Here is a 23,767-nt window from a genome sequence, read left to right as displayed (position 1 = left end):
TGCATTCGAGAGCAAGGCGGTTAAAAGCGCGGCTATCAGGTTGGTAACAGGCGGACCACAATGAAGGTTTTCGCAGGCAATTCGAACCGGCATCTTGCCGAAGCGATCTGCAATTATCTCAACGTTCCCTTAGGCAAGGCTAGTGTCAGGCGCTTCGCGGACCAGGAAATCTTCGTTGAAATCCAGGAGAACGTGCGCGGCGAGGACGTATTCGTCGTCCAGCCGACCGCATTCCCGGCCAACGACCATCTCATGGAACTGTTGATCATGATCGACGCCATGCGGCGCTCTTCGGCGCGACGCATCACGGCGGTTCTTCCCTATTTCGGCTATGCCCGCCAGGATCGCCGCGCCTCCGGGCGCACGCCGATCTCGGCCAAGCTGGTGGCCAATCTGATCACCGAGGCAGGCGCCGACCGCGTTCTCACGCTCGACCTGCACGCGGGCCAGATCCAGGGCTTCTTCGATATACCCACCGACAATCTCTATGCGCTGCCGATCCTGACGCGCGACATCAAGGCGAACTACGATATCGGCAACGTCATGGTCGTCTCGCCTGATGTCGGCGGCGTCGTGCGCGCCCGTGCGCTCGCCAAACGCCTCGACTGTCTGTTGGCGATCGTGGACAAGCGCCGTGATCGCCCAGGCGAGTCCGAGGTGATGAACATCATCGGCGAAGTGGAAGGGAAAGATTGCCTGCTGATCGACGACATCGTCGATTCCGGCGGCACGCTCTGCAACGCGGCCGATGCCCTGCTCGCAAAGGGCGCGGCAAGTGTCACCGCCTACATTACCCACGGCGTGCTTTCGGGCGGTGCCGTGACGCGCGTCGCAAACTCGAAACTGAAGGAACTGGTGATCACCGATTCCATTCAGCCGACGACCGCCGTGCAATCGGCACCCAACATCCGCGTCATCACGACGGCAAGCCTCATCGGCGAAGCCATCAACCGCACCAGCCAGGAAGAATCAGTTTCGAGCCTGTTCGACTAAGGCTCGAACGACATTTCAGGTGGCTCTTGCTCCCGCCGGATGTGCCTGCTTCCATGCCAGCAGGCCGACTCCGATCAGGCCGGAAACGAAGACGGCCGCACCCGATCCCATGATCGAAGGCCCGATGCCGAACCAGGCAAACAGGCTCGGCGACATAAGGTAGGCCAAAAACAGACCCGTGAAGATCGCGCACATCAGCAGACGATAGACCTGCGCCAGCCTATGCGGCTCGCTGCGCGTCTGCATCAGATGCAGCATGGCAAGGTTCTCGAACGGGCCGTTGATCGCCGCAAAGCAGGCGACGATCATCAGCCATATGCGGTCATGCATCAGCGGCAGCAGGAAGACCCCCGATCCGAAGATGAACTTTGCCGCGACGATCCACACCACCGGCCGACGTGGCTTGACGCTGCTCAGGATCAAATTGGTCGTCAGGTTGCCGACGCCATAAGCGGTCATCATCAGGCTGTAATCGGTCAGCGGATCGGCGCTGGTTTCGCGTAAGTGCAGGATCATGCCCAGCAGGATTCCCATGGCCCAGGCAATATTTCCTATCAGGTTGGTGAACAAGCCATAGAGGATTGCCGCATGGCCGCGAGCTGCCCGCCATCCTCCGAGGACACCATCCACGACAGCGGCCATTCCGGAAAATTCACGTCGGCGTGGTGCCGCAGGCCGCCTCGCCACCGCTAGCCAGACGGCGAGCGCCGAAAGCAGGAAAGTCGCTGCCGTCACGGTAAAGAATTGCGATTTCGGCAGAAATCCGTTCACCAGCGCGATCAGGCTCGGACCGAGAATGCGCGCCATGCGGCGAGTGGCGTCGAACAGGCCGTTGGTCGCGTGCCGGACATCCGGATCGACCGCGATCGTCGGCAACGTTGCCTGCAGTGACGGATCGAACGCGGATGTAAGCAAGGCAATGCATCCGGCAAGCACCACCAGCAGCGGCAGGCTCATCAGATGCAGAAGCCCCGCAAGCGACAGCATCAGCAGCAGAGCCGCCCGCACGAGATCGCTCGCGATCATCGTGGTGCTGTGACGCCAGCGATCCGTGACGATGCCGCCGAAAAGACTGCCGAGCAGCAGTGCGCCGGATTGCAGTGCGGACACATAACCTGCATCACTGCCGATGAAATCGGCTGCGATCCAGACGACTGCGACCATATAGAATTCGGAGCCTGTCGCCGCCAGCACCTGACCGGCCCATAGGAGAGAGATCGAGCGCTGGCTCAGCGGCTTCAGGACAAACATGATCGCATTCTGATTTCGGAGGGACTTACTTCACAACCTGGCCGTTGACCGACACGTGACCGTCATCGGAAAGATCGATATCCCAGCGCGAGCGTCCATCGGCATCCGTCTTGGCAAAACCCTTGGCCATCATCAGGCCGAGAGAGACCTGAGAAAGATCGGCCTTGGTCTTTGCTGCCTCCTGAATGGCCGCGATCGTCTTGTCGAGATCGCGGGCGAGAACCGTCATCTTCATGGCGACGCGATCCTTCTCTGCCAGCCAGCCGCGCATGCTGCCGGAAGCCTGGACATCATAGAGACCGGAAACGGCGCTGATTTTCGGGAAGTTGATGGTCATCGTTCCATCGGGGAACATGGCCTTTTGCAGCTTCTCGTCTATGGCTTTGTCGTTACCCGGCTTCTTGAAATCGGTGTCCTTCAGGACATTCATCATGGCGGTGAAATTGAGGTTCGGCACCTGCACCTGGATATCGGCCGCATTGGGAATGAAGGCAATATAGTCTTCAGGCACCAAGCCTGTGGCCAGCGTCAGCTTTTCGGCATTCAATCCAAAATCGGCGTTCATGGCATTGGCAGGCCCGGCAACCTTGAAGGAATAGCCCATCTTCTGCAGCCCGCCATTGCCGAATGGCGTCGTAACCGCGATATCGTTTATGGCGACGGACTCGTCGAAGGAGCCGACGATCGGCATGGCATTCATCACCAAGGCCTTGAGCGCCTCGCCGTCTTTATCCGAAAGCGTCTTCTCATCCTTGTGTTCGGAGATGAACTGAAGCAGGGAGTTCACCGCCTTTAAGGGCAGCTTCGTCGCACCCATGTTGAAATCGATCGCCGCGATCTTGATTTCGCCGAGCGTCGCATCGTCTGCCGAGATCTTGTTGTAGAGTGCCCGCAGACTGCCGTTCATCTTGATATCGAGCCTGCCCGCCTCACCGCTATCGGCCGACGACAGCGTATAAACGATGCTGTCGGCAGTGGCGTCGTTCTTCTGGACGCCATTGTTTTCGTCAGTCGTCTTGGTGGCGAGGGTAATGCCCTGCCCCTTCATATCCATCGAACGCAGATAGTGAAGCGCTGGATCGAAAACGCCCTTGAAGGTGGACGATGCCAATGCATAGCGAAATTCGCTGTTGAGGCTACTGCCAGGCTTGGAACGCGCCGTCACGTCCAGGGCATTGTTGCCTTCGATATTCCAAAGGCCGCTGTCGAGCGGCGTCGCCAGCATCAGCAATGGCTTGAGGCCGCTGATGTCGAAACCGCTCATATTCAGCTTGTCGAGCAGCTTCTGCAGATCATAGGTGACCTCATAGTTCGCCCCGGCCGGCTTGACCGAGATTGCACCGCTCTTGGCGATATCGTCAGGCAGGAAATAGGTCAGGTTGCCATAGAGGTCCTTGGCACCCTGTTCGCTGACGTCAGCCGCCTGCGCACTACCAATAACGCCGGCAGCGACGACAGTCGCTGCAGCAATCGCTTTGAAACGCATAATTCACCCCCAAATATGATGGAAAAGAAACGTGAAAATTCGAAAAGGACCAATCGGCCTTTCGAATGAAACTTTATTGTCGCCCCGACACATGGGCTTGCTCCCCAAACATCAAGGCTTCTTCATCACCTGACCATTGACCGTCACCGTCCGGTCCTCATCCATTGTGATGTCCCAGCGCAGACGACCGTCGGGATCGGTCTTGGCAAAACCTTTGGCGGCAAGCAAGCCAAAAGAAACTTTATTCAGGCGCGGCTCTGCCTTGGCGGCATCCTGGATGGCGGCAACCGTCTTGTCGAAATCGCGCGCCAGGATCGTCGCCTGCAGTGAATAGCCGGCATGCGGCTTGATCGAGCCCTTCAGCGCGCCGGAAATCTCGACATCATAGACGCCTGAAGTGGCGCTGATCTTCGGAAACTCCAGCGTTCCATAGCCACTCGGGAACATTGTGCGCTTCAACGCCTCACTGGAAACCGGTGTAGCGCGCGCGGCGATCGCCTCGAGGCCGGTATCGATAAGACCCGCGAAGTTGATGTTCGGCACGCCAAGCTGCACATCGAGCGTCGATGGCAGGAACGCCGAATAAGCCGCCGGAACGAGATCCGCATCCGGTGTGAATTGTTCGGCCCGCAGCTCCAGATTGACGTTGGAGGCCTTGGTCAGGCCGTCCATCTTGAAACTGTAGTCGATGCGCTTGACGCCGACCTTGCCCTTTTTCGTCGCCACCAAGGCGTTGTTGAGGGTGACGGTCTTGTTGAGCGATCCGAAAACCGGCAGGGCGCGGTGCACCAGCTGCTCGAACTTCTCGCTGCCGCTTTCTGAAAGCTGCTTGGCCTTGACGTGCTGAACGAAGAAGCGAATGAGCGCGCGCAGATCCTTCGCCGGCAGGCTGGTGGCGGTGAGGTTCGTATCGACGCTATCGGCACTGAAGGTGATGGGCAAACCATCCGGCCGCACGGTGAACTGCTCGCTCAGGCGCTGCAGGGTCCCCTGCAATTGCAGGTCGACCTTGCCGGCTTCGCTGCCGTCGATGACCGTGTGAGCGAAAGAGACGCTGTCGATGGTGGCATCGAGCTTCCGCCCGCTCCTCGGACCGGTGCCGACACTGGAAAATTTCACGCCGCTGCTTTTGATGCCCATTGAACGCATCATCTCGATCGTCGGATCGAAAATGCCGTCGAAGGAGTTGGAGGCGATGGAATAGGCAAGGTCGGACGTCGGCGAATGCAGGGCGATATCGAGGCTGTTGTCGCCCGTCAGGTGCCATCTGCCCCGTTCGACAGGCTGCGCGAAGAGGGAGAGCGGTTTGAAGCCTGTAACCGAAAATGCACTGGAATTGATCTTGTCGAAGAATTTCGCCAGATCGTAGACGATCTCATATTGGTCACCCACCGGCTTGACGGTGACGAAATCGCTGCGGGCAAGATCCTGCGAGAGCGGTTGGGTGAGGATATTGCGAAGCTCCTTGGCTCCCTGCTCATTGATCTCGGCAGCCTGCGGCGCGCCGGCAAGACCCATGGAAAAAACAGCGGCGGCGATGATCCTGGGGCGCATGCCGACCTCTCCTTCTGACCCTGATCGATTGAATTCGACTGTTGATGGGGCTGGGGGAATATGTCAAGGCGTTGATAGACATGGCATCGCAGGCTTGTCTCGGCAGTTGCAATGCCACCACAAAGCTTCGCAATCCGGGGTGCTTGCACCTTTGGCCGCTTTGTATTATACGCCACGCGTCCGCGTAGACACCCTTGGAGGCAACGCGGATGAGGCAGGGCATGCCCTCCTCCAGTTCAGCCGATGCGACTTTGTCGACCGGGTGAACTCTCCAAATAACCTCGAAAGGAATAGCTATGAGCCACGAAAGCTACGAGCTCAAGGCCGAGGCGCGCGAACGGGTTGGTAAGGGGTCCGCCCGTGAACTTCGCCGCAATGGTCTCATTCCCGCTGTCATCTATGGTGATAAGCAGGCCCCCATTTCCATCGCGCTCAACACCAATGAGGTGACGAAGCGCATCCACGCCGGCGGTTTCCTCACGACGATCGCAACGATCGACGTCGGCGGCAAGAAGATCAAGGTTCTGCCGAAGGACTACCAGCTCGATCCGGTCCGTGACTTCACGGTTCACGTCGATTTCCTGCGCGTTTCCGGCAACACCGCGGTCACCGTGGAAATCCCGGTTCATTTCGAAAACCACGAGAAGTCCCCGGGCCTCAAGGCTGGCGGCGTGCTGAACATCGTTCGCCACGAAGTCGAAGTCCATTGCCCGGCCGATGCGATCCCGGAATTCTTCACCGTTGACCTCAGCGGCCTGAAGAGCGGCGACAGCATCCACATCTCGGCCATCAAGCTGCCGAAGAACGTCACGCCGGTTATCGCCGACCGCGACTTCACGATCGCAACGATCGTTGCTCCGGCAGCCGGTCTTGCTGAAGAAGAAGCAGAAGGCGGCGAAGAAGCCAGCGCCTGATTGGCATCTTCAACTTAAAGCATCGAAACCCGCCTTCCCTTTTGGGGATGGCGGGTTTTTCATTGCCTGAAATCAAATATTAGAGAAAGTAAAAATAAAAACGTCTTGAAATCTATACTATCGTTGATTTCCATTAACCCCAGAATTTCAGCAACATTTAACAGATTCATGAAAATCTACGCGAAAGAGTTGTAGAAAGCGGCACCCCCAAAGCTCCGCTGGTCTATGGCTGGGGAGCAAAAGGAACAATGAGCCATTCGGTCGAAAACAGGTTTTTCGCGATCGTCTGCGGTGCGCTGCTGGTTTTCGTAGCGCCGCTCTTCATCCTTTTTCTTTTCTTGTCGTCCGAACGCGCCGAGAAGGAAATCAAGGATCATATAACCGTCCTGCTCGTCGCCAATGCCCAGGCGCTTGCCAAGCCGCTGTGGGATCTGGATGAGGATAGCGTCACCCAGATCAGCGCGACGACGGTCGCCGAAGGTGCGATCGTTCGGGTCAACGTGCGCGATCTTTCCGGCCAGCTCGACGTCACGCAATCCACCATTCCGAAATCCTACATGGGCAATCTGGAGTCCATCTCGCGACCGATCGTCTACAACGGCGTGGACGGCACCAAAAAGCTCGGCACCATTACGGTCTACTATCCACAACTCGGCCTCTTCGATGGTTTGAAGAACGAGGAAATCGTCTTCATTTCCATCTTCATCTTCGCCGTGCTGACGGTCTTCGGTGCGGCGCTGATCGGCAACCGCATTTTCGTCATTCAGCCGTTGATGCGCCTGACACACGCCATCGAGGCCACGCGGCGGCTCGGCTCTCGCCATCATGTCGACTGGCAGTCGAACGACGAGATGGGAAGGCTCGCCAGCAGCTTCAACGATATGCAGAGCAAGTTGCAGCGCGAGGAGACCGAGCTGAAGTTTGCCCATCGCCGCGCCACCGATACCTATAATCTGACGCCCGCCATGCTTTTCTCCCTCGACAAGGACGATTGCATCGCCGCCGTCAGCGACTACTGGCTCGCCGCGACCGGCTACGGCCGTGCCGAGGTGATCGGCCGCGAGTTCGCAAGCCTGGTCCTGCCGGAATCGCGCGCGCGATACGTCGAGCGCAAGAACAGCAATCCCGATACCGCCGCCCGTCTCGCAGTCACCGTCAAGTTCCTGTGCCGGAACGGACGGGTAATGGACGTCCTGATTCTGGAAACCACCGCCATCCAGGACGGTCTGTCGCTTTCCGTCATGACCGACGTCACCGAGCTCAAGCAGTCCGAGGACAAGAACCTCCGGCAGGCAATCACCGATCATCTGACCGGCCTCCTCAATCGTCAGGGCTTCGAGACCGCGTTGGACGCCAAGATCAACGAAGCCGATCTGCGCAAACGCGAACTTGCCTGCCTCTTCATCGATCTCGACCGGTTCAAGTGGATCAACGACAATATGGGCCATGCCGCGGGCGACGCGGCCCTGCGCGAGCTCGTATCCCGCCTGCAGACATGCCTGAAATCGGGCGACATCGCCGCCCGCCTGGGCGGTGACGAATTCGCGATCCTGCTCCTGGCGGAAGATGCCGAAGCAAGAGCAATCGACATGGCTGCCCGTATCGCCGAAATCTTCGAAGCGCCCTTCGAGGGCGATGCGCGCCTCAGCGCCAGCATCGGCATCGCCATCTATCCGCGCCATGCGGCCAATGCCGCCGAGCTGCTGCTGAAGTCCGATATCGCCATGTATGCCAAGAAGCGCGACGGCAAGAACGGCGCACAGATCTTCGACAATGGCATGCTCGACGACTCGCGGCGACGCGCCGAACTGGAAAGCCATATCGAGGCCGGCCTCCTAGAGGACTGGTTCGAGGCCTATCTGCAGCCGGTGGTGAATATCGACGATCGTTCGATCGCCGGCTTCGAGGCATTGATGCGCCTGCACCATCCGCAGAAGGGTATCCTGCCCCCTGCCCGCATCATCGAGGTCGCCGAAGAGACCGGCTCGATCATTCGCATCGGCAACCGCATCATGGAAAAGGCGATCGCCAATTTCGCGCGCCTGTCGCGTCTCGACGGCATGCAAGACACCTACCTCGCCATCAACTTCTCGCCTCTGCAATTTGAGCCCGAACTGCCGCTGCGCATTGCCACCCTGCTTTCGCGCTATGACGTTCCCGCCGGGCGCATCGTCGTCGAAATCACCGAAGCCGTACTCATGGACGACAATCCGGAGACGCGCATGGTCATCAACGAGATCTGCCGTTACGGTTGCCGCATCGCGCTCGACGATTTCGGCACGGGCTATTCGTCGCTGAGCTACATCAATCGCTTCCCGGTCGACATCATCAAGATCGATCAGTCCTTCATCCGCGCGATCAACGATACTGCTTCCGATGTCAGCGCCAAGAGCCGCATGCTGGTCGAAAGCATCACCACGCTGTCGCACAAGATGAACTGCACGGTCATTGCCGAAGGCGTGGAAACGGAAGAGGAATGCGCGACCCTGCGCACCATGGGCATCGACTACGGCCAGGGCTATCTGTTCTATCGGCCACAGCATCCGGACACCCTGGCAAAGACACTCGTCAGCCAGCAGCAGGATCATCCCTCCCCCATAGCACAGGCGTCATAGCGATGAGGAACCGCATGCGAAAGCCGCTGCTCACGATTGCAATCAGCCTGTTTTCGCTATTCCTTTTCCTTCCAGCCCGCGCCGAAACCGTTCATTTCACCACCGAGGAATATCCGCCCTTCAACTATCGCGATGGCAAGACGGCTGTCGGAGCCCTTACCGAACAGGTACAGAAGGTGATGGCCGATATCGGCGTCGATTATAGCATCGCCATCTTGCCCTGGGCGCGGGCCTATAATCAGGCGTTGGCGGAACCCATGACCTGTGTCTTCGCGACCGCCCATAATGAAGAACGCGATCCGCTCTTCAAATGGGTGCAGCCATTGCTGATCGATCGCAGCATCTTGATCAAGCACAGCGGCTCCAAGATTGCCGCCGCCGCCATCGACGAAGCCAGGAAATATCTCGTCGGCACATGGCGGGAGGACTATACGGAGACGATACTGCGCCGGAACAATTTCCCGCGCATCGACGTGGGTAGCGATTTCAAGGCTACGCTGAAGAAACTGATGAGCGATCGCATCGACCTGATGCCGATCTCGGAATTCTATTTCGAAAAGCTGAAAACGGAGGGCAATGCCGTGGAGAAGGTAACCGTCCTTTCCCAGCAGCCCATGGGGATCGCCTGCCAGAAGGACTTCCCAACCGACCTTCTGAACAGGATGCAGGCGGCGCTGAATGCGCTGATCGTCGACGGAACACAGAAGCAGATTTTCCTGAAGTACGGCCTCCACCTTGGCGACTGACGCATCCCGCCTTGACTTTGCCGCCAAATCGCTGTGGTGAAGGGCATCGATATTTTCCAAGGGGTGAAGCGCATGCTTCTTATCGCCGGCCTCGGCAATCCGGGCGCCAAATATCAGGGCAACCGCCATAATATCGGCTTCATGGCCGTGGATGCGATCTATCGCCGCCATAGCTTTTCGCCCTGGCAGAAGAAGTTCAAGGCGGAGATTTCCGAAGGCGAGCTCGGCGGCCAGAAGGTGCTGCTCATCAAGCCGCAGACCTTCATGAACCTCTCGGGTGAAGCTGTCGGCGAAGCCATGCGCTTCTACAAGCTCCAGCCCTCCGACCTCGTGGTGATCTACGACGAACTCGATCTGCCGGCCGGCAAGGCGCGGCTGAAGACCGGCGGCGGCCATGGCGGTCACAACGGCATCAAGTCGATCGACGCCCACTGCGGCCGCGAATATCGGCGCCTGCGCCTCGGCATCGGTCATCCCGGCGTCAAGGAGCTTGTGCACAATCACGTTCTCGGCGATTTCGCCAAGGTGGATCAAAGCTGGCTGGAACCGCTGTTCGACGCACTTGCCGACAACGCCGATATGCTGGTGCGCGGCGAGAATTCGCAGCTGATGAACAAGATCGCGCTTGCCCTCGGCGGCAAGGCGGAAGACGACGCTCCCAAGCCGGAGAAGAAGGCGCCTGCCAAATCCCATATTCATCAGGCGCGCAATCATAACCAGCCGAAGATCCCGGAAACCGGTCCCATGGCGGAAATGCTGAAGAGGATATTCAGCAAGAAGGATAATTGAAATGCCGGACGCAGCAGTCGAAGATGCCGCAGATATCGTCATCCGGCCGGTCGCGGTTGCGGAACTGCCGACCCTCCTTGCGCTCTACCGGCATCTGAATGTCGAAGACCCGGTGCTTGAGCTGCAGTTGGCGGAGAGCCGCCTTGCGGAAATTCTTGCCCATCCCGGCATGACGATCCTCGCCGCCTTTGACGGAGACAAGGTCGTCTCTTCCGTAACACTGATCGTCATCCCAAATCTCACGCGCGGCGGGGCGCCCTATGCTTTGATCGAGAATGTGGTGACCCACGCCGACTATCGTCGGCGCGGCTTTGCCGGCGCGGTCATCCGCAGGGCGTTCGCAAGCGCCTGGGAGAGGAACTGCTACAAGGTCATGCTGCTGACCGGCTCGAAGAATCCGGCAACGCTGCGCTTCTATGCCAATTGCGGATTTACGCAGGACAAGACCGGCTTCCAGGTCCGTCGTCCTACCTAACAAGGGCAGCCGTTCCTATTCTTCCGGCTCGGTAGTGAACATCAGCGGGAATCCCGCGCTTTTAGCAAGATCGACCGCCTCCTGCGCCTTCGTCTCGGCAATATCCCGCGCACAGACCATGACCACGCAGGTGCCGAGCTTATGCGCGGTCATCATGACGCGGTAGCCGGTCTCCTCGCTCATGCGGAAGACGGCCTTGAGCACCATGATGACGAATTCCCGCGGCGTATAATCGTCGTTCACGAGAATGATCTTGTAGAGCTTCGGTCGCTCGACCTTCGGCTTGGTTTTTAGTCTTTGGTTTCAGGACAACATCATTGTCACTCATCGGCATCACCGTTGACGACAGGGGAAAGAGGCTTTGGGCTAATAGGGAAATTATAGTGCAGCGCAGTACACCGTTCAAGGACCACGGTCTCATGACAATGCGCCCTGACAACGCGCAAAGCAGCATTCGAGCGACTTCCGCCTCTCTTTCGGCAGAAAAGAGCCTCCTTGCCCGCACAAGACTTGACCCGCAACGGCCCTTCCCCCATAGGCACAGCAAAGATTTTCAAGATATGGACAAGGTGCCATGGGTTTCAAATGCGGTATCGTCGGGCTGCCGAATGTCGGCAAGTCCACTCTGTTCAACGCGCTGACCAAGACGGCGGCGGCGCAGGCGGCGAACTATCCGTTCTGCACGATCGAGCCGAACACGGGTGAAGTCGCGGTTCCCGATCCGCGCATGCGCAAGCTCGCCGACATCGCCAAGTCGAAGGAACTGATTCCCACGCGCATCTCCTTCGTCGATATTGCCGGCCTCGTGCGCGGCGCATCGAAGGGTGAGGGTCTCGGCAACCAGTTCCTCGCCAATATCCGCGAAGTCGACGCCATCGTGCATGTGCTGCGCTGCTTCGAAGACAGCGACATCACCCATGTCGAAGGCCGCATCAATCCGGTCGCCGACGCCGAGACGATCGAGACCGAGCTGATGCTCGCGGACCTCGAGAGCCTTGAACGCCGCACCGAGCAGACCCGCAAGCGTGCCACCGCCAAGGACAAGGAGTCCTTGGCGATGCTGCCGATCATGGACGCTTCCCTGGCATTGCTGCAGGAAGGCAAGCCCGTCCGCACGCTGCTCTCGAAGCTGGACGCCGAAGAGATCCGCATCCTCAAGGGTCTGAACCTCCTGACCTCGCACCCCGTGCTCTATGTCTGCAACGTCGCCGAAGGCGATGCGGCAACCGGCAATGAGTACACGGCAGCCGTTGCCGCCATGGCCAAGGAGCAGAATTCGGAAGTCGTCATCATCTCCGCCGCGATCGAGGCGGAAGTGGCGCAGCTGCCCGATGACGAGGCGAAGGAATTCCTCTCCGCGCTAGGCCTCGACGAAGCCGGCCTCGACCGCCTGATCCGCGCCGGTTACAAGCTGCTGCACCTCATCACCTATTTCACGGTAGGCCCTAAGGAAACCCGCGCCTGGACGATCGAACAGGGCACCAAGGCGCCGCAGGCGGCCGGCGTCATCCATTCGGATTTCGAACGCGGCTTCATCCGCGCCAACACGATCGCCTTTGACGACTATGTCGCCTACAACGGCGAAACCGGCGCCAAGGAAGCCGGCAAGGCGCGTGACGAAGGCAAGGAATACGTCGTCCAGGACGGCGACGTCATCCACTTCCGCTTCAACACCTGATCGCTTTTCGGCTGCCGTCGCCTAAGCAATTTCAGGAAAAGTGCTAGCGGTTTTCCGTTCGGAATTGCGTTAAAATAAGATGATAGAGCGCTTCCTTGCTTCGAAGAAAAGCGGAAACGCTCTATCGGAGCGCCGGCAATCTCGCCTGTATGCCCGCAGGCAACCGCCGCACGATGACGCGGCGCAGATCGGCCCAGCCGATACCGATGACGAGCACCACCAGGCCGACAATCATCAGCACCAGGAAGCCGACCTTGTCGAGACCGGCATTGTTGTGCCGGAAAATGGCCGCAGTCGCGAGGCCGAGCGACACGAGACCTGCGGTCACGAAAGCGCGGCGATCGATCACAAGCCCGATCAACATCATCATCAGAACTGCGATCAGGACGGTCACCGCCTGCAGGTAGCCTCCGAAAAGCGCGTCGGTGAGATTGGTGAAAACGCCGCCGCCGCTCGCAAGCTCCAGGCGCAGAGCCAGGAGGACGGTTGAATAAAGCAGCGCCGGAGCGGTCGCGAGATGCAGCCAGAAGGCGACGTCGGAACGGCGCGTGACTCTTTTCGGATCGCTGAGGTCGTAGCGCATTGCCAAGGCGAAGCTGCCAAGTGCCGCAATCAGCAAGATCATGAGTGTCTGGATCGGATAATCTACCGGCACATTCGCGGACCCAGTGACAGTGCCGGCGACATAGAAGACTGTCGCCAGAAACAGCCCAAACAGCGAGAACAGGAATAGCGCCAGGGAAAGCGGGACCCGGTAGCGCCAATAGAACAATATCAGCAGGGGCGGGAATGGCGCAGCGAGGATAAATGCGCCGATTGTGAAATTATCGACCAATGCCGGGGTGGAACTGACATAGGTCACGACCGTATGGAAAAGCCAGAAGACGAGCGCCACGGTCAAGACGACAGCCGGAAGCGCCAGCCGTTGGCGGCGCACGAGGATTTCGGCCAGGATGACGATTGCCAGCAGAGACGCATAGCGGTTCGCCAGACCCCATAGCCCGACCAGCAGCACAATGATGCCGATGGTAATGAGCACGTCGTGAAAGCCGCGCACGAAACGCGGCGCTTCCGTCTCTTCCAGCGGATTGGAATCATCAAGTGAGCGTGGTGCCGAAAGATCCTGAGCCGCCGGCAACGCGCCGATGTTCCGCTCGCTGAGATACGGCAGCAGTCGCTCCGCTTGGTCGGAGGAAATAATCCCCTCGCCTGCCGCCTCTTTCAGTGCGATTTTGAGTTTGCTCATTCTTCCCGCTCCATATCGCCACTACCAAGCCTCATCATATCGCTGCCGCACAATCAAGGGCTGCCGTATGCGAATGCGCAATCGTATTCGGCTAGCCTCATCCGACCACGAAAATGCTTGCGCCATCGCCACCCAGATGCGATTGCCCATAAGCAGAATGTGGAGGATGGGAGGACAGATGACGAAGTTCGTCTATGAAGACTTTCAGCTGGGACGGGAATTTCCGCTCGGCCCCAAGCATGTGACGGCGGCGGAGATCGTAGAATTCGCTAGGGAATTTGACCCGCAGCCCATGCATCTGGATGAGGAAGCAGGCCGCGCAAGTATTCTCGGCGGACTCGCCGCTTCCGGCTGGCACACCTCTTCGATGTTCATGCGCATGATGTGCGATTCCTATCTCCTCGCCACCGATGCGCAGGGCGCGCCTGGCATCGATTTCATGGAATGGAAGAAGCCTGTTCTGGTGGACGACACCCTGTCGGGCCGTTCCATCGTCGTCGAGGCGCGCCCCATGCGTTCGCGCCCCGGCATCGGCATCGTCAAGTTCCGTCATGAGGTCGAGAACCAGCGCGGCGAGCTCGTCTGTCTCGGCGAAAACGCAACGATGATCCGCATGCGCGCCGGCGCGGAGATATCCGCATGAAGATGAGCGAACTTTATACCATCGGCGAGCGCATCGAGATTGGCAGCCATACCTTCACGCCCGAAGGCATCGTCCACTTTGCCTCGCGCTACGATCCGCAGATCTTCCACATGGATGCGGAAGCGGCCAAGCAATCCTTGTTCGGCGGGCTCTGCGCCTCTGGTTGGCATAGCTGCTCCGTGTGGATGCGCACCTTCGTCGATTACTGGAAGTCCGAAACCGCACGGCTGATCGCCGAGGGCAAGACGCCGCCCAATCTCGGCCCCTCACCCGGCTTCAAGAACTTGCAATGGCTGCGGCCGGTCTTTGCTGGCGACACGATCACCTATGGTGTCACGATCGTCGGCAGCAGGCCCTTAGCCTCGCGCCCCGGTTGGGCGCTCTACACACTGGCCTGTGACGGCGTAAACCAGCATGGCAGCCAGGCCCTGCGCTTCGAAAGCACCGTGCTGGCCTTCGAATAGCGACGACGGTTCCGCCGTCGCTACCTCGCTCGTCTGATGAGCACACTCAGTGTCCGGCGAATTCCACCAGCGTATGAACCGGTACATCAAGCTCTTCGAGCTTTTTGCGGCCGCCGAGATCAGGCAAATCGATCACGAAGCAGGCAGCAACGACTTCGGCGCCGATCTGCCGCAGAAGCTTCGTCGCGCCGACGGCGGTGCCGCCCGTTGCGATGAGATCGTCCACGAGAATGACCCTCTCGCCCGGATTGACGGCATCGCGATGCATCTCCATCTCGTCCACGCCATATTCCAGGCTGTAGGCGATGCGGACGATATCGTGCGGCAGCTTGCCCTTCTTGCGGATCGGCACGAAGCCGGACGACAACTGATGCGCCACCGCGCCGCCCAGAATGAAGCCACGCGCTTCCATGCCGGCGACTTTGTCGATCTTGGTGCCGGCATAGGGATGCACCAGCGCATCCACGGCGCGACGGAATGCCCTGGCGTCGCCAAGCATCGTCGTGATGTCGCGAAAGATGATGCCGGGCTTGGGATAGTCCGGAATGGAGCGGATGCTGGCAGCGAGCTCCGAAGCAATAGTGTTCATGAAATACGTACTCTCAGGCTATGATAGGGCCGGCCGCACCCTATCAAGACCGGCGCTCTATACCAACAAAAAAGGCGGCCTCGATGGGCCGCCTTTTCGTTGAAACATCGCAATACTCAGTGAGCGCCGGCCTTGGCATAGACGGAACGCTTGGTGAGATAGATCAAGATGGAGAAGATCAGCAGGAACACCATGACCATGAAGCCGAGATGCTTGCGATCCTCCAGATGCGGCTCGGATGTCCACATCAGGAACGCAGACACATCGCGCGCATACTGATCGACCGTCTGCGGCGCGCCATCGTCGTAGGTCACCTGTCCGTCCGAAAGCGGCTTCGGCATCGCAAAAGTCGCGGCCGCATCGAAATACGGGTTGTAGTGCGAATTCTGCGGCACCTTGAAACCGGCCGGCGGCTCTTCATAGCCAGTCAGCAGCGAGTAGATATAGTCCGGGCCGCCTTCCTGATACTGGGTGAAGATATCGAAGATGAACTGCGGGAAGCCGCGCTCGACTTCGCGCGCCTTGGCAAGCAGCGACATGTCAGGCGGCACCGCCCCGTTGTTGGAGGCCGCGGCGGCCTCGTCATTCGGGAACGGCGAGTTGAAATGATCCGACGGAAGCGCCTTGCGGGTGAACATCTCGCCCTGGGGGTTCGGCCCGTCCTGAACCTCATAATTGGCAGCAAAGGCCTTCACCTGGGCTTCCGTATAGCCGAGATCTTCCAGCGTGCGGTAAGCCACCAGCTTCATCGAATGGCAGGCGGAACAGACTTCCGTATAGACCTTGAGACCGCGCTGCAGCTGGGCCTTGTCGTAATAGCCGAACGGGCCGCCGAAGGTCCAATGCTGCTCGCGCGGCTCCTTCAGCGGATAATGCGGCGTCTCGTTCTCCGTGGCAGGTTTCGTCTCCGCCGCCATGGCGGCCGCCGTCAGGGAGCCGCCGATCAGGGCGAGCGAGAGAAGGCCGGCAACAATTTTTTTCATCGTTTTCTTCCTTCCAACCGCTCAGGCGCTCATCGCGACGGCGTCTTTTTTATCGCCGCCCTGCTTTTCAAGAACCGCTTCCGTAATCGAATTCGGAATGCGCCTCGGTGTCTCGACTATGCCAAGCACCGGCATGATGACGAGGAAGAACAGGAAGTAGAACAGCGTCGCGAACTGCGCAGCCGTGGTGTAGATGCCCTCCGCCGGCTGCGAGCCGAGCCAGCCGAGCAGGACAGCGTCGGCAACGAACAGCCAGAAGAACAGCTTGTACCATGGGCGATAGACGGCTGAACGAACCTTCGACGTATCGAGCCACGGCAGGAAGAACAGCACGATGATGGCGCCGAACATCGTCAGGACGCCGCCGAGCTTGGAGTCGATCGGCCCGATGTTGAAGGTGATCGAGCGCAGCATCGCGTAGAACGGCAGGAAGTACCATTCCGGAACGATATGGGCCGGCGTCTTCAGCGGATTGGCCGCGATATAGTTGTCGGCATGGCCGAGAAAGTTCGGCAGATAGAAGACGAAATAGGCGAAGACCAGCAGGAAGATGGAGACGCCGAGCGCATCCTTCAGCGTCGCATAGGGCGTGAAGGCCACGGTATCCGTCTTCAGCTTGACTTCGACGCCGGTCGGGTTCGTCTGGCCGGTCACATGCAGCGCCCAGATGTGCAGGATGACAACGCCCGCGATCATGAACGGCAGCAGATAATGCAGCGAGAAGAAGCGGTTGAGCGTCGGATCGTCGACGGCGAAACCGCCGAGTAGGAAGGTCTGGATCCAGTCGCCGACCCATGGGAAGGCCGAGAAGAAGCCGGTGATAACGGTTGCACCCCAGAAGGACATCTGGCCCCAGGGCAGAACGTAGCCCATGAAGGCGGTCGCCATCATCAGCAGGTAGATGATCACACCGAGAATCCAGAGGATTTCACGCGGCGCCTTGTAGGAGCCGTAGTAGAGACCGCGGGCGATGTGGAGATAGACGGCCACAAAGAAGAAGGACGCGCCGTTGGCATGCATGTAGCGCAGAAGCCAGCCGTGATTGACGTCGCGGACGATCTTTTCGACCGAATTGAAGGCGATCGCCGTGTTGGCCGCATAATGCATGGCGAGAACAACACCGGTCAGGATCTGCAAAAGCAGCATGACAGCCAACATGGCGCCGAACGTATAGGCATAGTTCAGATTGCGCGGGACCGGATAGGCGATGAAACTATCATAGACCATACGCGGCAGCGGAAGCCGCGCGTCGACCCATTTTTCGAGCCCTGTGGATGGCTCGTAAGACGAATGACCACTCATGATTCAGCTCCCCCTCAACCGACCTTGATCTTCTTTTCCGACGTGAACGCATATTGCGGTATGAAGAGGTTCTCCGGCGCGGGTCCATGGCGGATGCGACCGGCAGTATCGTAAACCGAACCGTGGCAGGGACAGAACCACCCGCCATATTCCCCTGCCTGACCGAGCGGAATGCAACCGAGATGGGTGCAGACGCCGATCATCACGAGCCAGTTCTCCTTGCCGTCGCCAGCCGAACGGGCAAGATCCGTTGCCTGCGCGTCAGCCGGGAGATTGGCATTGCGAGCGACCGGATCCTTCAGGTCCGAGAGCTGCGCGCCCTTGCCGTCGTCGATTTCTTTTTGCGTGCGGTTACGGATGAAGACAGGCTTGCCGCGCCACTTCACCGTTAGGGACATGCCAGGCTCCAGGCTCGACACGTCGACTTCGATGGATGCAAGAGCGAGTGTCGATGCGTCCGGCCGCATCTGGTCGATAAACGGCCATGCGACGGCAACTGCACCCACCGCGCCGGCCATACCTGTCGTCAAATAAAGGAAATCGCGACGAGTCGGCTCGCCGGTGGACTCAACTGTCGTACTATGCTCGCTCAAAGCTGCACATCCTCTTCCCGCAAACCACGGCAAAAACCGCGGTACCCCTCACTAACGGTGAATCATCGCGACCATAATTCCGCCATAGATTCCTCCGTAACCCGCTGCGTTCTAAGCTTGATCGCAAATTATGTCCAGTCTTGGCAAGGGGAGAGGGCACAATGTCGCGGCAAAATCGCGCTATTGCGTCGCAGGCCCGAAGCTTAAGCTTCCCTCTCGCGGCAGCCCGAGGTTAAGCGCATGAAAAAACAGTGGATTCACATAATATTTTTTCGCATCGCATAGCAAAATAAGTAGTAATTTCAATGCCGCACTGCAAAAACTGCCACGATCATCGCATCTTCATTCCATCGTCGGCATGAGCCTTTACCTCTTAAAACCAAATGGATTTGTCTTGCGGTTTGTGGACGATTGTCACCGTTGCCTTGTGCCGTCAGAACATCGGAACATGAAGCACGAGAACTTGCCATGAGACACACGATTTATTGCGTTCTATGCGTTCTTGCCACGCTGGCGCTTGGGATCCTTGCGGCGCGCTACGTCACTGAGTCCTGGTTGCTGGCCTTTTTCGAAAGCCTGCAGACCCACATCAGCGTCTTTGCAATCCTGTTTGCCTTGATCGCATTCGTTTTCAAGCGCCACTGGTACGCACTATTCCTGACCACGGCCGGAACCGTGCTTCTGGTCCACTCGATGCTCATGCTCCAGGAATACGCCGCGTCTTCCCTCGTCGCCTCGGCAGAGGCAGGCGGCGGAAATTTCAGGCTCCTGTCCTTCAACGTCGAAGACAGCAATTTTGAAAACGGCGCCCGCATCGCCGATCTCGTTATCGCCTCGAAAGCCGATGTCGTCGAAATTTTCGAGGCAGGACCCGTCTTTTCCGAAATGGACCGCATCACCAAGGTCTATCCTTACCGCATTGGTTGCGGCGTGATGACCACCGACTGCGACTCCCTGCTGCTGTCAAAAAGACCGTTCCAGAGCCAGCTCATGCGCAGCCTCGGCAGCCTTTGGGACAATCGCTTCATTCTGGCCACCATCGACATGGACGGCCAACCCGTGAATTTCGCTTCCGTTCATTTGAGCAAGCCCTATTTCGATGCGTTCCACCAGATCGAGCTTGGTCTCCTCGCTCCCGCCCTCAACGACGTGAAAGGGCCGCTTATCCTCGCGGGCGATTTCAACGCGTCGATTACCGCTCCCGACATGCGCGACTTTCTGGCCGCGACCGGCCTTCGCCATGCCTTCCCCGAGCCGGCGACATGGCCAATCACTTTAGGCGCCTACGGCATCAGCATCGATCACGTCTTCGCCCGCCCACCGCTCCGGCTGGTATCCGTCACGCAGATCCGCGATGCGATGGGATCGAACCACTTTGGCTTGATGACGGAGCTCAGCGTGCCTCGCACCGGTGGTCCAAAGGGCGCCGCAGTCGATTAGGCCCGATGCCGGTCAATCGGCATCCGCCGCGATGAAGCCGCCGGACTGGCGTGCCCAGAGTTCGGAATAGAGGCCGCCGCGGGCAATCAGCTCGTCATGTGTACCTTCTTCGATGATCTTGCCCTTGTCTATGACGATCAGCCGGTCGAGCTTGGCAATGGTCGAGAGCCGGTGGGCGATGGCGAGAACCGTCTTGCCCTTCATCAGCGTATCGAGGTTGGACTGCAGCACGGCTTCGGCTTCTGAATCCAGCGCCGACGTCGCCTCGTCGAGCACCAGGATCGGCGCGTCCTTCAGCATGACGCGAGCGATCGCGATGCGCTGGCGCTGGCCGCCTGAAAGCTTGACGCCGCGCTCGCCGACATGGGCGGCATAGGCGGTGCGTCCCTTCTGATCCTCCAGAGCGGTAATGAAGCGATCCGCCTCGGCCTGTCGCGCCGCTTCCACCATCTGCTCGTCCATGGCATCGGGGCGGCCGAAAAGGATGTTGTCGCGAATGGAGCGATTGAGCAGCGCCGTATCCTGCGTCACCATGCCGATCGCGCCGCGCACCGATTCCTGCCGCACGGCGGCGATATCCTGGCCATCGATCAGGATACGGCCGCCTTCGAGATCGTAGAAGCGCAGCAACAGGTTGACGAGCGTCGTCTTGCCCGCGCCCGATCGGCCGACGATGCCGACCTTCTCGCCGGCAGCCACATTGAGGGAGAAATTATCGATGACGCCGCCGCCGCGCCCATAATGGAAGGTGATGTTGTCGAAACGGATTTCCGGGCCGGTGACGACCAGGTTCTTCGCATCCGGCCGATCGACCAGGCCGATGGGCTCGGAGATCATTTCCGCCGAATTCTGGATCGTACCGAGATTACGCATGATGGCGTTGAACTGCGCCATCATGCGGCCGAAGAGCATGTTCAGCCGCAGCACCATGCTGAGCGTGAAGGCGACGCCACCGGTCGAAATCTCGCCCGACAGCCAGAGATGAACGGCCAGCGCGCCGATGGTGGTGATCATGACGCCCGACAGCAGCGCCAGCGAGGAACGCACGCCGGTCAGCAGCCGCGTAAACGGCATGACGGCTGCCTGGAAGCGGTCGAAGCCATTGCGGATGTAATGATCGTTCTGCTCCTCCCGCCCGAAGAGCTTCAGCGTCTGAATATTGGCATAGGCATCGACCATGCGCCCGTTCAGCATCGACGATGCTTCGGCGGCATTACGCGCATGCCGGCGAATGCGCGGCACGAAATAGCGCGCAAGCATGGAGAAAACGCCGATCCACACCGCGATCACCAGCGCAAGCCGCCAATCCAGTCCGCCGACCAGCGCAATGGTCGAAGCCGCATAGATGATGATGAACCAGACGACCTGCAGCAGCGACACGACGAGATCGCCCGTCGCCTGCCCCGCCGACCAGACCTTGGTGACGACACGGCCGGAAAAATCATTCTGGAAGAATTCGACGGATTGTCTCGCCACATGCCGGTAGGCCTGCCAGCGCACGAGGTTCAGGAAGCCCGGAACAACCACCTGCTCCTCGACGAGTGCGCCGAGGCTGACGACCACGAAGCGCACGACAAGCACCACGAAAACCATGCCGAGAAGTGTCGCGCCATGGCCGGCAAGCAGCCCGCTCCACCCCTCGCCCGGCTTTACCTTGTCGAGAATATCGACCAGATGCCCGACAAACCAGAACAATGCCGCCTCGAGCATGGCGACTGCCCCGCCGAGCGCCGCCATTGCCAGGAATGGACCTTTGGCCTGACTGACATAATACCAGATGAAAGCGCCAAGCGACCGCGGCGGCCTGAGATCGCCGCTGCGGTAATAGGGATCAATCCAGGTCTCGAACAGACGGTATACGGAGCGGATGAGCATGCCAGCGATATAGGCAATTTCCCAAGCGACGCAAAGGAAATGGCCGCGTGGCAAAGGCTATATTTTCGTTAGAATCCCGCCGAGCGTCCACCTCTTGTGTCCTGCAAACGAAAAGGGCGGCTTTCGCCGCCCTTTCTCATCCCTACTCCGCCGCCGCCTCAGCTTCCTCGTGATCTGCCAAGAATCCACCGGATTGCCGGCTCCAGAGCTCGGCATAGATGCCGCCGTTCTGGACCAGCTCCTGATGCGAACCCATCTCGATGATCCGGCCCTTGTCGAGAACGACGAGGCGGTCCATCTCGGTCAGCGTCGATAGGCGGTGGGCGATGGCGATCACCGTCTTGCCGTGCATCAGGGCGAAGAGGTTTTCCTGGATCGCTGCTTCCACTTCGGAATCGAGCGCCGAGGTTGCCTCGTCGAGCACCAGGATTGGCGCGTCCTTCAGGAAGACGCGGGCGATCGCGACACGCTGCCTCTGGCCGCCGGAAAGCTTGACGCCACGCTCGCCGACCTGCGCATCCAGGCCTGTGCGACCCTGCATGTCGACCAGGCCTTCTATGAAGTCCCAGGCATTGGCGCGCTTGGCCGCCTGTATCACTTCCTCGTCGGTCGCATCCGGACGGCCATAGGCGATGTTGTCGCGGATCGAGCGATGCAGCAGCGACGTATCCTGCGTCACCACGCCGATCATCGAGCGAAGGCTATCCTGCGTCACCCCGGCGATATCGTGGCCGTCGATAGTGATGCGGCCGCTTTCCAGATCATAGAAGCGCAGCAGCAGGTTCATCAGCGTCGTCTTGCCGGCACCGGACCGGCCAACGAGGCCGACCTTTTCGCCCGCACGGATATCGAGGCTCAAGTCCTCGATCACACCCTTCGCCTTGCCGTAATGGAAGCGAATGTGATCGAACCGGATTGCCCCCTGCTTGGCCGCGATCGGCGAAGCCGCCGGCTTATCGACGATGTCATGCGGCTTCGTCATCATCTCCATGCCGTCATAAACGGTGCCGATGTTTTCGAAGAGCGCCGAGACTTCCCACATCACCCACTGCGACATGCCGTTGACGCGCATGGCAAGGCCGATAGCAATGGCGATGGAGCCGACCGAGATCGAACCGCTGAGCCAGAACCAGATCGACAGTGCCGAGACGATGAACAGCGCCGCGCAGTTGTTGAAATAGACCGAGGCGTGGAACAGCGTCACCTTGCGCATCTGCTTATGGACGGTATTGAGGAATTCCTCCATGCCGGCCTTGGCATAGGTCTCCTCGCGACCCGCATGTGAGAAGAGCTTCACCGTGGCGATGTTGGTGTAGCTATCGACCACGCGGCCTGTCATCGTCGAGCGCGCATCGGCCTGCTGCGCGGCGATCTTGCGCAGCACCGGCACGAAATGAGCGACGATCGCGACATAGACGCCGAGCCAGAGCAGGATCGGAATCATCAACCGCCAATCGGCCGCCGCAATGACGAGGATCATCGACAGGAAGTAAGTGACGACGTACACGAAGACGTCGAGGATCTTCATGACGGTTTCACGTACGGCAAGCGAGGTCTGCATCACCTTGGTCGCGACACGACCGGCAAACTCATTGGCAAAGAAGGTCATGCTGTGACGCAGCAGGAAGCGATGCATCTGCCAGCGCGCGATCATCGGATAGTTGCCGAGCAGCACCTGATGCATGATGAAGCTGTCGAGGATCGCCGCGAGCGGCAGCCCGACGAGCACCATCGCGCCCATCCAGAACAGCTTGTGCCATTCGGTCTGCAGGAACGTCGTCTTGTCGGCCTTGGTCAGCCAGTCGACGATATCCCCGAGGAACTGGAACAGCGCCACCTCGCCGATCGCGATCGACATGGTGAGGATGCTCATGGCGATGAGCCACGGCAGCGCCGGCCTGGAATAGTGCCAGCAGAAGGCGAAGAGGCCGCGCGGCGGAGTGTCCGGCACCTCACTCGGGAAAGGATTTAGTCGGCGTTCGAACCAGCCAAACATTGAAATGCTCCAGAGACTCGACCTTTTGACCACCTGCTGCGCCTAAAGGTCGCAGATTGATATGGTGGCCGGGCGATGAAAGAACGAGGCCATCTTGGTCGCGAAATGAATCAAAAAAGGAGGTACCTGCGAAGG

At 59.3% G+C, this 23,767-nt stretch carries 20 protein-coding genes and 1 pseudogene; 10 read left to right on the top strand and 11 right to left on the bottom strand.

Translation table 11 applies throughout. The features are described 5' to 3' along the window. Window positions 1-60: 60 nt before the first annotated feature. On the top strand, window positions 61-993 hold the full coding sequence (locus tag HGP12_RS24910) for a ribose-phosphate pyrophosphokinase (protein WP_168842477.1): 933 nt from the start codon (window positions 61-63) through the stop codon (window positions 991-993). Between the two features lie 15 nt (window positions 994-1,008). On the opposite strand, the gene HGP12_RS24905 is transcribed toward HGP12_RS24910, so the two are convergent. The 3 genes from HGP12_RS24905 to HGP12_RS24895 all read right to left on the bottom strand — a co-directional run bounded on the left by HGP12_RS24905 (window position 1,009) and on the right by HGP12_RS24895 (window position 5,284). Further along, window positions 1,009-2,244: an MFS transporter gene (locus HGP12_RS24905; RefSeq protein WP_168842478.1), complete on the bottom strand. Its 1,236-nt coding sequence runs from the start codon at window positions 2,242-2,244 to the stop codon at window positions 1,009-1,011. Between the two features lie 25 nt (window positions 2,245-2,269). Beyond that, on the bottom strand, window positions 2,270-3,730 hold the full coding sequence (locus HGP12_RS24900) for a YdgA family protein (protein WP_168842479.1): 1,461 nt from the start codon (window positions 3,728-3,730) through the stop codon (window positions 2,270-2,272). A 111-nt stretch (window positions 3,731-3,841) separates the two neighbouring features. Next, on the bottom strand, window positions 3,842-5,284 hold the full coding sequence (locus tag HGP12_RS24895) for a hypothetical protein (RefSeq protein WP_168842480.1): 1,443 nt from the start codon (window positions 5,282-5,284) through the stop codon (window positions 3,842-3,844). A gap of 296 nt (window positions 5,285-5,580) precedes the next feature. On the opposite strand from HGP12_RS24895, the gene HGP12_RS24890 reads away from it, so the two are divergent. From HGP12_RS24890 to HGP12_RS24870, 5 genes are all read left to right on the top strand, one after another. Further along, window positions 5,581-6,198 (top strand): 50S ribosomal protein L25/general stress protein Ctc, encoded by a 618-nt coding sequence (locus HGP12_RS24890; protein WP_168842481.1) that lies wholly within the window; start codon window positions 5,581-5,583, stop codon window positions 6,196-6,198. A 248-nt stretch (window positions 6,199-6,446) separates the two neighbouring features. Beyond that, entirely contained in the window at window positions 6,447-8,813 is a 2,367-nt protein-coding gene (locus tag HGP12_RS24885; RefSeq protein ID WP_168842482.1) for an EAL domain-containing protein, read from the top strand. Between the two features lie 14 nt (window positions 8,814-8,827). Continuing rightward, the gene (locus HGP12_RS24880) at window positions 8,828-9,559 is read left to right on the top strand and encodes a substrate-binding periplasmic protein (RefSeq protein WP_168842483.1); all 732 of its coding nucleotides are present in this window, start codon (window positions 8,828-8,830) and stop codon (window positions 9,557-9,559) included. A gap of 72 nt (window positions 9,560-9,631) precedes the next feature. After that, a complete protein-coding gene (gene pth / locus HGP12_RS24875) occupies window positions 9,632-10,348 on the top strand; it encodes an aminoacyl-tRNA hydrolase (RefSeq protein ID WP_168842484.1) in 717 nt (238 codons plus the stop codon). Between the two features lies 1 nt (window position 10,349). Next, window positions 10,350-10,823, top strand: a complete 474-nt coding sequence (locus HGP12_RS24870; RefSeq protein WP_168842485.1) for a GNAT family N-acetyltransferase — start codon at window positions 10,350-10,352, stop codon at window positions 10,821-10,823. A 15-nt stretch (window positions 10,824-10,838) separates the two neighbouring features. Here HGP12_RS24870 and clpS read toward each other — a convergent pair. Further along, a pseudogene (gene clpS, locus HGP12_RS24865) lies at window positions 10,839-11,151 on the bottom strand (ATP-dependent Clp protease adapter ClpS). A 246-nt stretch (window positions 11,152-11,397) separates the two neighbouring features. Between clpS and ychF the strand changes: the two are divergent. Then, on the top strand, window positions 11,398-12,501 hold the full coding sequence (gene ychF / locus HGP12_RS24860; RefSeq protein ID WP_168842486.1) for a redox-regulated ATPase YchF: 1,104 nt from the start codon (window positions 11,398-11,400) through the stop codon (window positions 12,499-12,501). Between the two features lie 121 nt (window positions 12,502-12,622). Here ychF and HGP12_RS24855 read toward each other — a convergent pair whose 3' ends face one another. Continuing rightward, window positions 12,623-13,747, bottom strand: a complete 1,125-nt coding sequence (locus HGP12_RS24855; RefSeq protein ID WP_168842487.1) for a hypothetical protein — start codon at window positions 13,745-13,747, stop codon at window positions 12,623-12,625. Window positions 13,748-13,925: 178 nt separating this feature from the next. Between HGP12_RS24855 and HGP12_RS24850 the strand changes: the two genes are divergently transcribed. Beyond that, the gene (locus HGP12_RS24850; protein ID WP_168842488.1) at window positions 13,926-14,390 is read left to right on the top strand and encodes a MaoC family dehydratase; all 465 of its coding nucleotides are present in this window, start codon (window positions 13,926-13,928) and stop codon (window positions 14,388-14,390) included. Next, window positions 14,387-14,854, top strand: coding sequence for a MaoC family dehydratase (locus tag HGP12_RS24845; protein ID WP_168842489.1), 468 nt, complete (start codon window positions 14,387-14,389; stop codon window positions 14,852-14,854). The genes HGP12_RS24850 and HGP12_RS24845 overlap by 4 nt, the downstream gene beginning before the upstream one ends. A 46-nt stretch (window positions 14,855-14,900) precedes the next feature. Here the strand turns inward: HGP12_RS24845 and HGP12_RS24840 are convergent, their stop codons facing one another. The 4 genes from HGP12_RS24840 to petA form a co-directional block, all read right to left on the bottom strand. After that, complete coding sequence (locus HGP12_RS24840) at window positions 14,901-15,443, bottom strand: adenine phosphoribosyltransferase (RefSeq protein ID WP_168842490.1); 543 nt, start codon at window positions 15,441-15,443, stop codon at window positions 14,901-14,903. A 116-nt stretch (window positions 15,444-15,559) separates the two neighbouring features. Continuing rightward, on the bottom strand, window positions 15,560-16,426 hold the full coding sequence (locus HGP12_RS24835) for a cytochrome c1 (protein ID WP_168842491.1): 867 nt from the start codon (window positions 16,424-16,426) through the stop codon (window positions 15,560-15,562). Window positions 16,427-16,447: 21 nt separating this feature from the next. Further along, window positions 16,448-17,728: a cytochrome b N-terminal domain-containing protein gene (locus tag HGP12_RS24830; protein WP_168842492.1), complete on the bottom strand. Its 1,281-nt coding sequence runs from the start codon at window positions 17,726-17,728 to the stop codon at window positions 16,448-16,450. Window positions 17,729-17,742: 14 nt separating this feature from the next. After that, complete coding sequence (gene petA / locus HGP12_RS24825; protein ID WP_168842493.1) at window positions 17,743-18,321, bottom strand: ubiquinol-cytochrome c reductase iron-sulfur subunit; 579 nt, start codon at window positions 18,319-18,321, stop codon at window positions 17,743-17,745. A gap of 468 nt (window positions 18,322-18,789) precedes the next feature. On the opposite strand from petA, the gene HGP12_RS24820 reads away from it, so the two are divergent. Then, window positions 18,790-19,761, top strand: coding sequence for an endonuclease/exonuclease/phosphatase family protein (locus HGP12_RS24820; protein WP_168842494.1), 972 nt, complete (start codon window positions 18,790-18,792; stop codon window positions 19,759-19,761). Between the two features lie 12 nt (window positions 19,762-19,773). On the opposite strand, the gene HGP12_RS24815 is transcribed toward HGP12_RS24820, so the two are convergent. Together HGP12_RS24815 and HGP12_RS24810 are read right to left on the bottom strand one after the other, a co-directional pair. Then, window positions 19,774-21,636: an ABC transporter ATP-binding protein gene (locus HGP12_RS24815; protein WP_168842525.1), complete on the bottom strand. Its 1,863-nt coding sequence runs from the start codon at window positions 21,634-21,636 to the stop codon at window positions 19,774-19,776. A 142-nt stretch (window positions 21,637-21,778) separates the two neighbouring features. Beyond that, on the bottom strand, window positions 21,779-23,632 hold the full coding sequence (locus tag HGP12_RS24810; protein ID WP_168842495.1) for an ABC transporter ATP-binding protein: 1,854 nt from the start codon (window positions 23,630-23,632) through the stop codon (window positions 21,779-21,781). Window positions 23,633-23,767: the final 135 nt, after the last annotated feature.

Source organism: Rhizobium sp. P28RR-XV, from assembly GCF_012641385.1.
GTDB lineage: Bacteria > Pseudomonadota > Alphaproteobacteria > Rhizobiales > Rhizobiaceae > Rhizobium.
The sequence above is the reverse complement of the archived record's forward strand: the minus strand, read 5'-3'. Positions and strand labels throughout refer to the sequence as shown.

Bases quoted from the DNA above. Each gene is read 5' to 3' on its own strand.
- HGP12_RS24900 (WP_168842479.1), bottom strand. From the start codon at position 3,730: ATGCGTTTCAAAGCGATTGCTGCAGCGACTGTCGTCGCTGCCGGCGTT.
- HGP12_RS24840 (WP_168842490.1), bottom strand. From the start codon at position 15,443: ATGAACACTATTGCTTCGGAGCTCGCTGCCAGCATCCGCTCCATTCCG.
- HGP12_RS24810 (WP_168842495.1), bottom strand. From the start codon at position 23,632: ATGTTTGGCTGGTTCGAACGCCGACTAAATCCTTTCCCGAGTGAGGTG.
- HGP12_RS24890 (WP_168842481.1), top strand. From the start codon at position 5,581: ATGAGCCACGAAAGCTACGAGCTCAAGGCCGAGGCGCGCGAACGGGTT.
- HGP12_RS24885 (WP_168842482.1), top strand. From the start codon at position 6,447: ATGAGCCATTCGGTCGAAAACAGGTTTTTCGCGATCGTCTGCGGTGCG.
- pth (WP_168842484.1), top strand. From the start codon at position 9,632: ATGCTTCTTATCGCCGGCCTCGGCAATCCGGGCGCCAAATATCAGGGC.
- HGP12_RS24880 (WP_168842483.1), top strand. From the start codon at position 8,828: ATGCGAAAGCCGCTGCTCACGATTGCAATCAGCCTGTTTTCGCTATTC.
- HGP12_RS24870 (WP_168842485.1), top strand. From the start codon at position 10,350: ATGCCGGACGCAGCAGTCGAAGATGCCGCAGATATCGTCATCCGGCCG.
- HGP12_RS24830 (WP_168842492.1), bottom strand. From the start codon at position 17,728: ATGAGTGGTCATTCGTCTTACGAGCCATCCACAGGGCTCGAAAAATGG.
- HGP12_RS24815 (WP_168842525.1), bottom strand. From the start codon at position 21,636: ATGCTCATCCGCTCCGTATACCGTCTGTTCGAGACCTGGATTGATCCC.
- HGP12_RS24855 (WP_168842487.1), bottom strand. From the start codon at position 13,747: ATGAGCAAACTCAAAATCGCACTGAAAGAGGCGGCAGGCGAGGGGATT.
- HGP12_RS24820 (WP_168842494.1), top strand. From the start codon at position 18,790: ATGAGACACACGATTTATTGCGTTCTATGCGTTCTTGCCACGCTGGCG.
- HGP12_RS24895 (WP_168842480.1), bottom strand. From the start codon at position 5,284: ATGCGCCCCAGGATCATCGCCGCCGCTGTTTTTTCCATGGGTCTTGCC.
- HGP12_RS24905 (WP_168842478.1), bottom strand. From the start codon at position 2,244: ATGTTTGTCCTGAAGCCGCTGAGCCAGCGCTCGATCTCTCTCCTATGG.
- HGP12_RS24910 (WP_168842477.1), top strand. From the start codon at position 61: ATGAAGGTTTTCGCAGGCAATTCGAACCGGCATCTTGCCGAAGCGATC.
- HGP12_RS24835 (WP_168842491.1), bottom strand. From the start codon at position 16,426: ATGAAAAAAATTGTTGCCGGCCTTCTCTCGCTCGCCCTGATCGGCGGC.
- HGP12_RS24845 (WP_168842489.1), top strand. From the start codon at position 14,387: ATGAAGATGAGCGAACTTTATACCATCGGCGAGCGCATCGAGATTGGC.
- HGP12_RS24850 (WP_168842488.1), top strand. From the start codon at position 13,926: ATGACGAAGTTCGTCTATGAAGACTTTCAGCTGGGACGGGAATTTCCG.
- ychF (WP_168842486.1), top strand. From the start codon at position 11,398: ATGGGTTTCAAATGCGGTATCGTCGGGCTGCCGAATGTCGGCAAGTCC.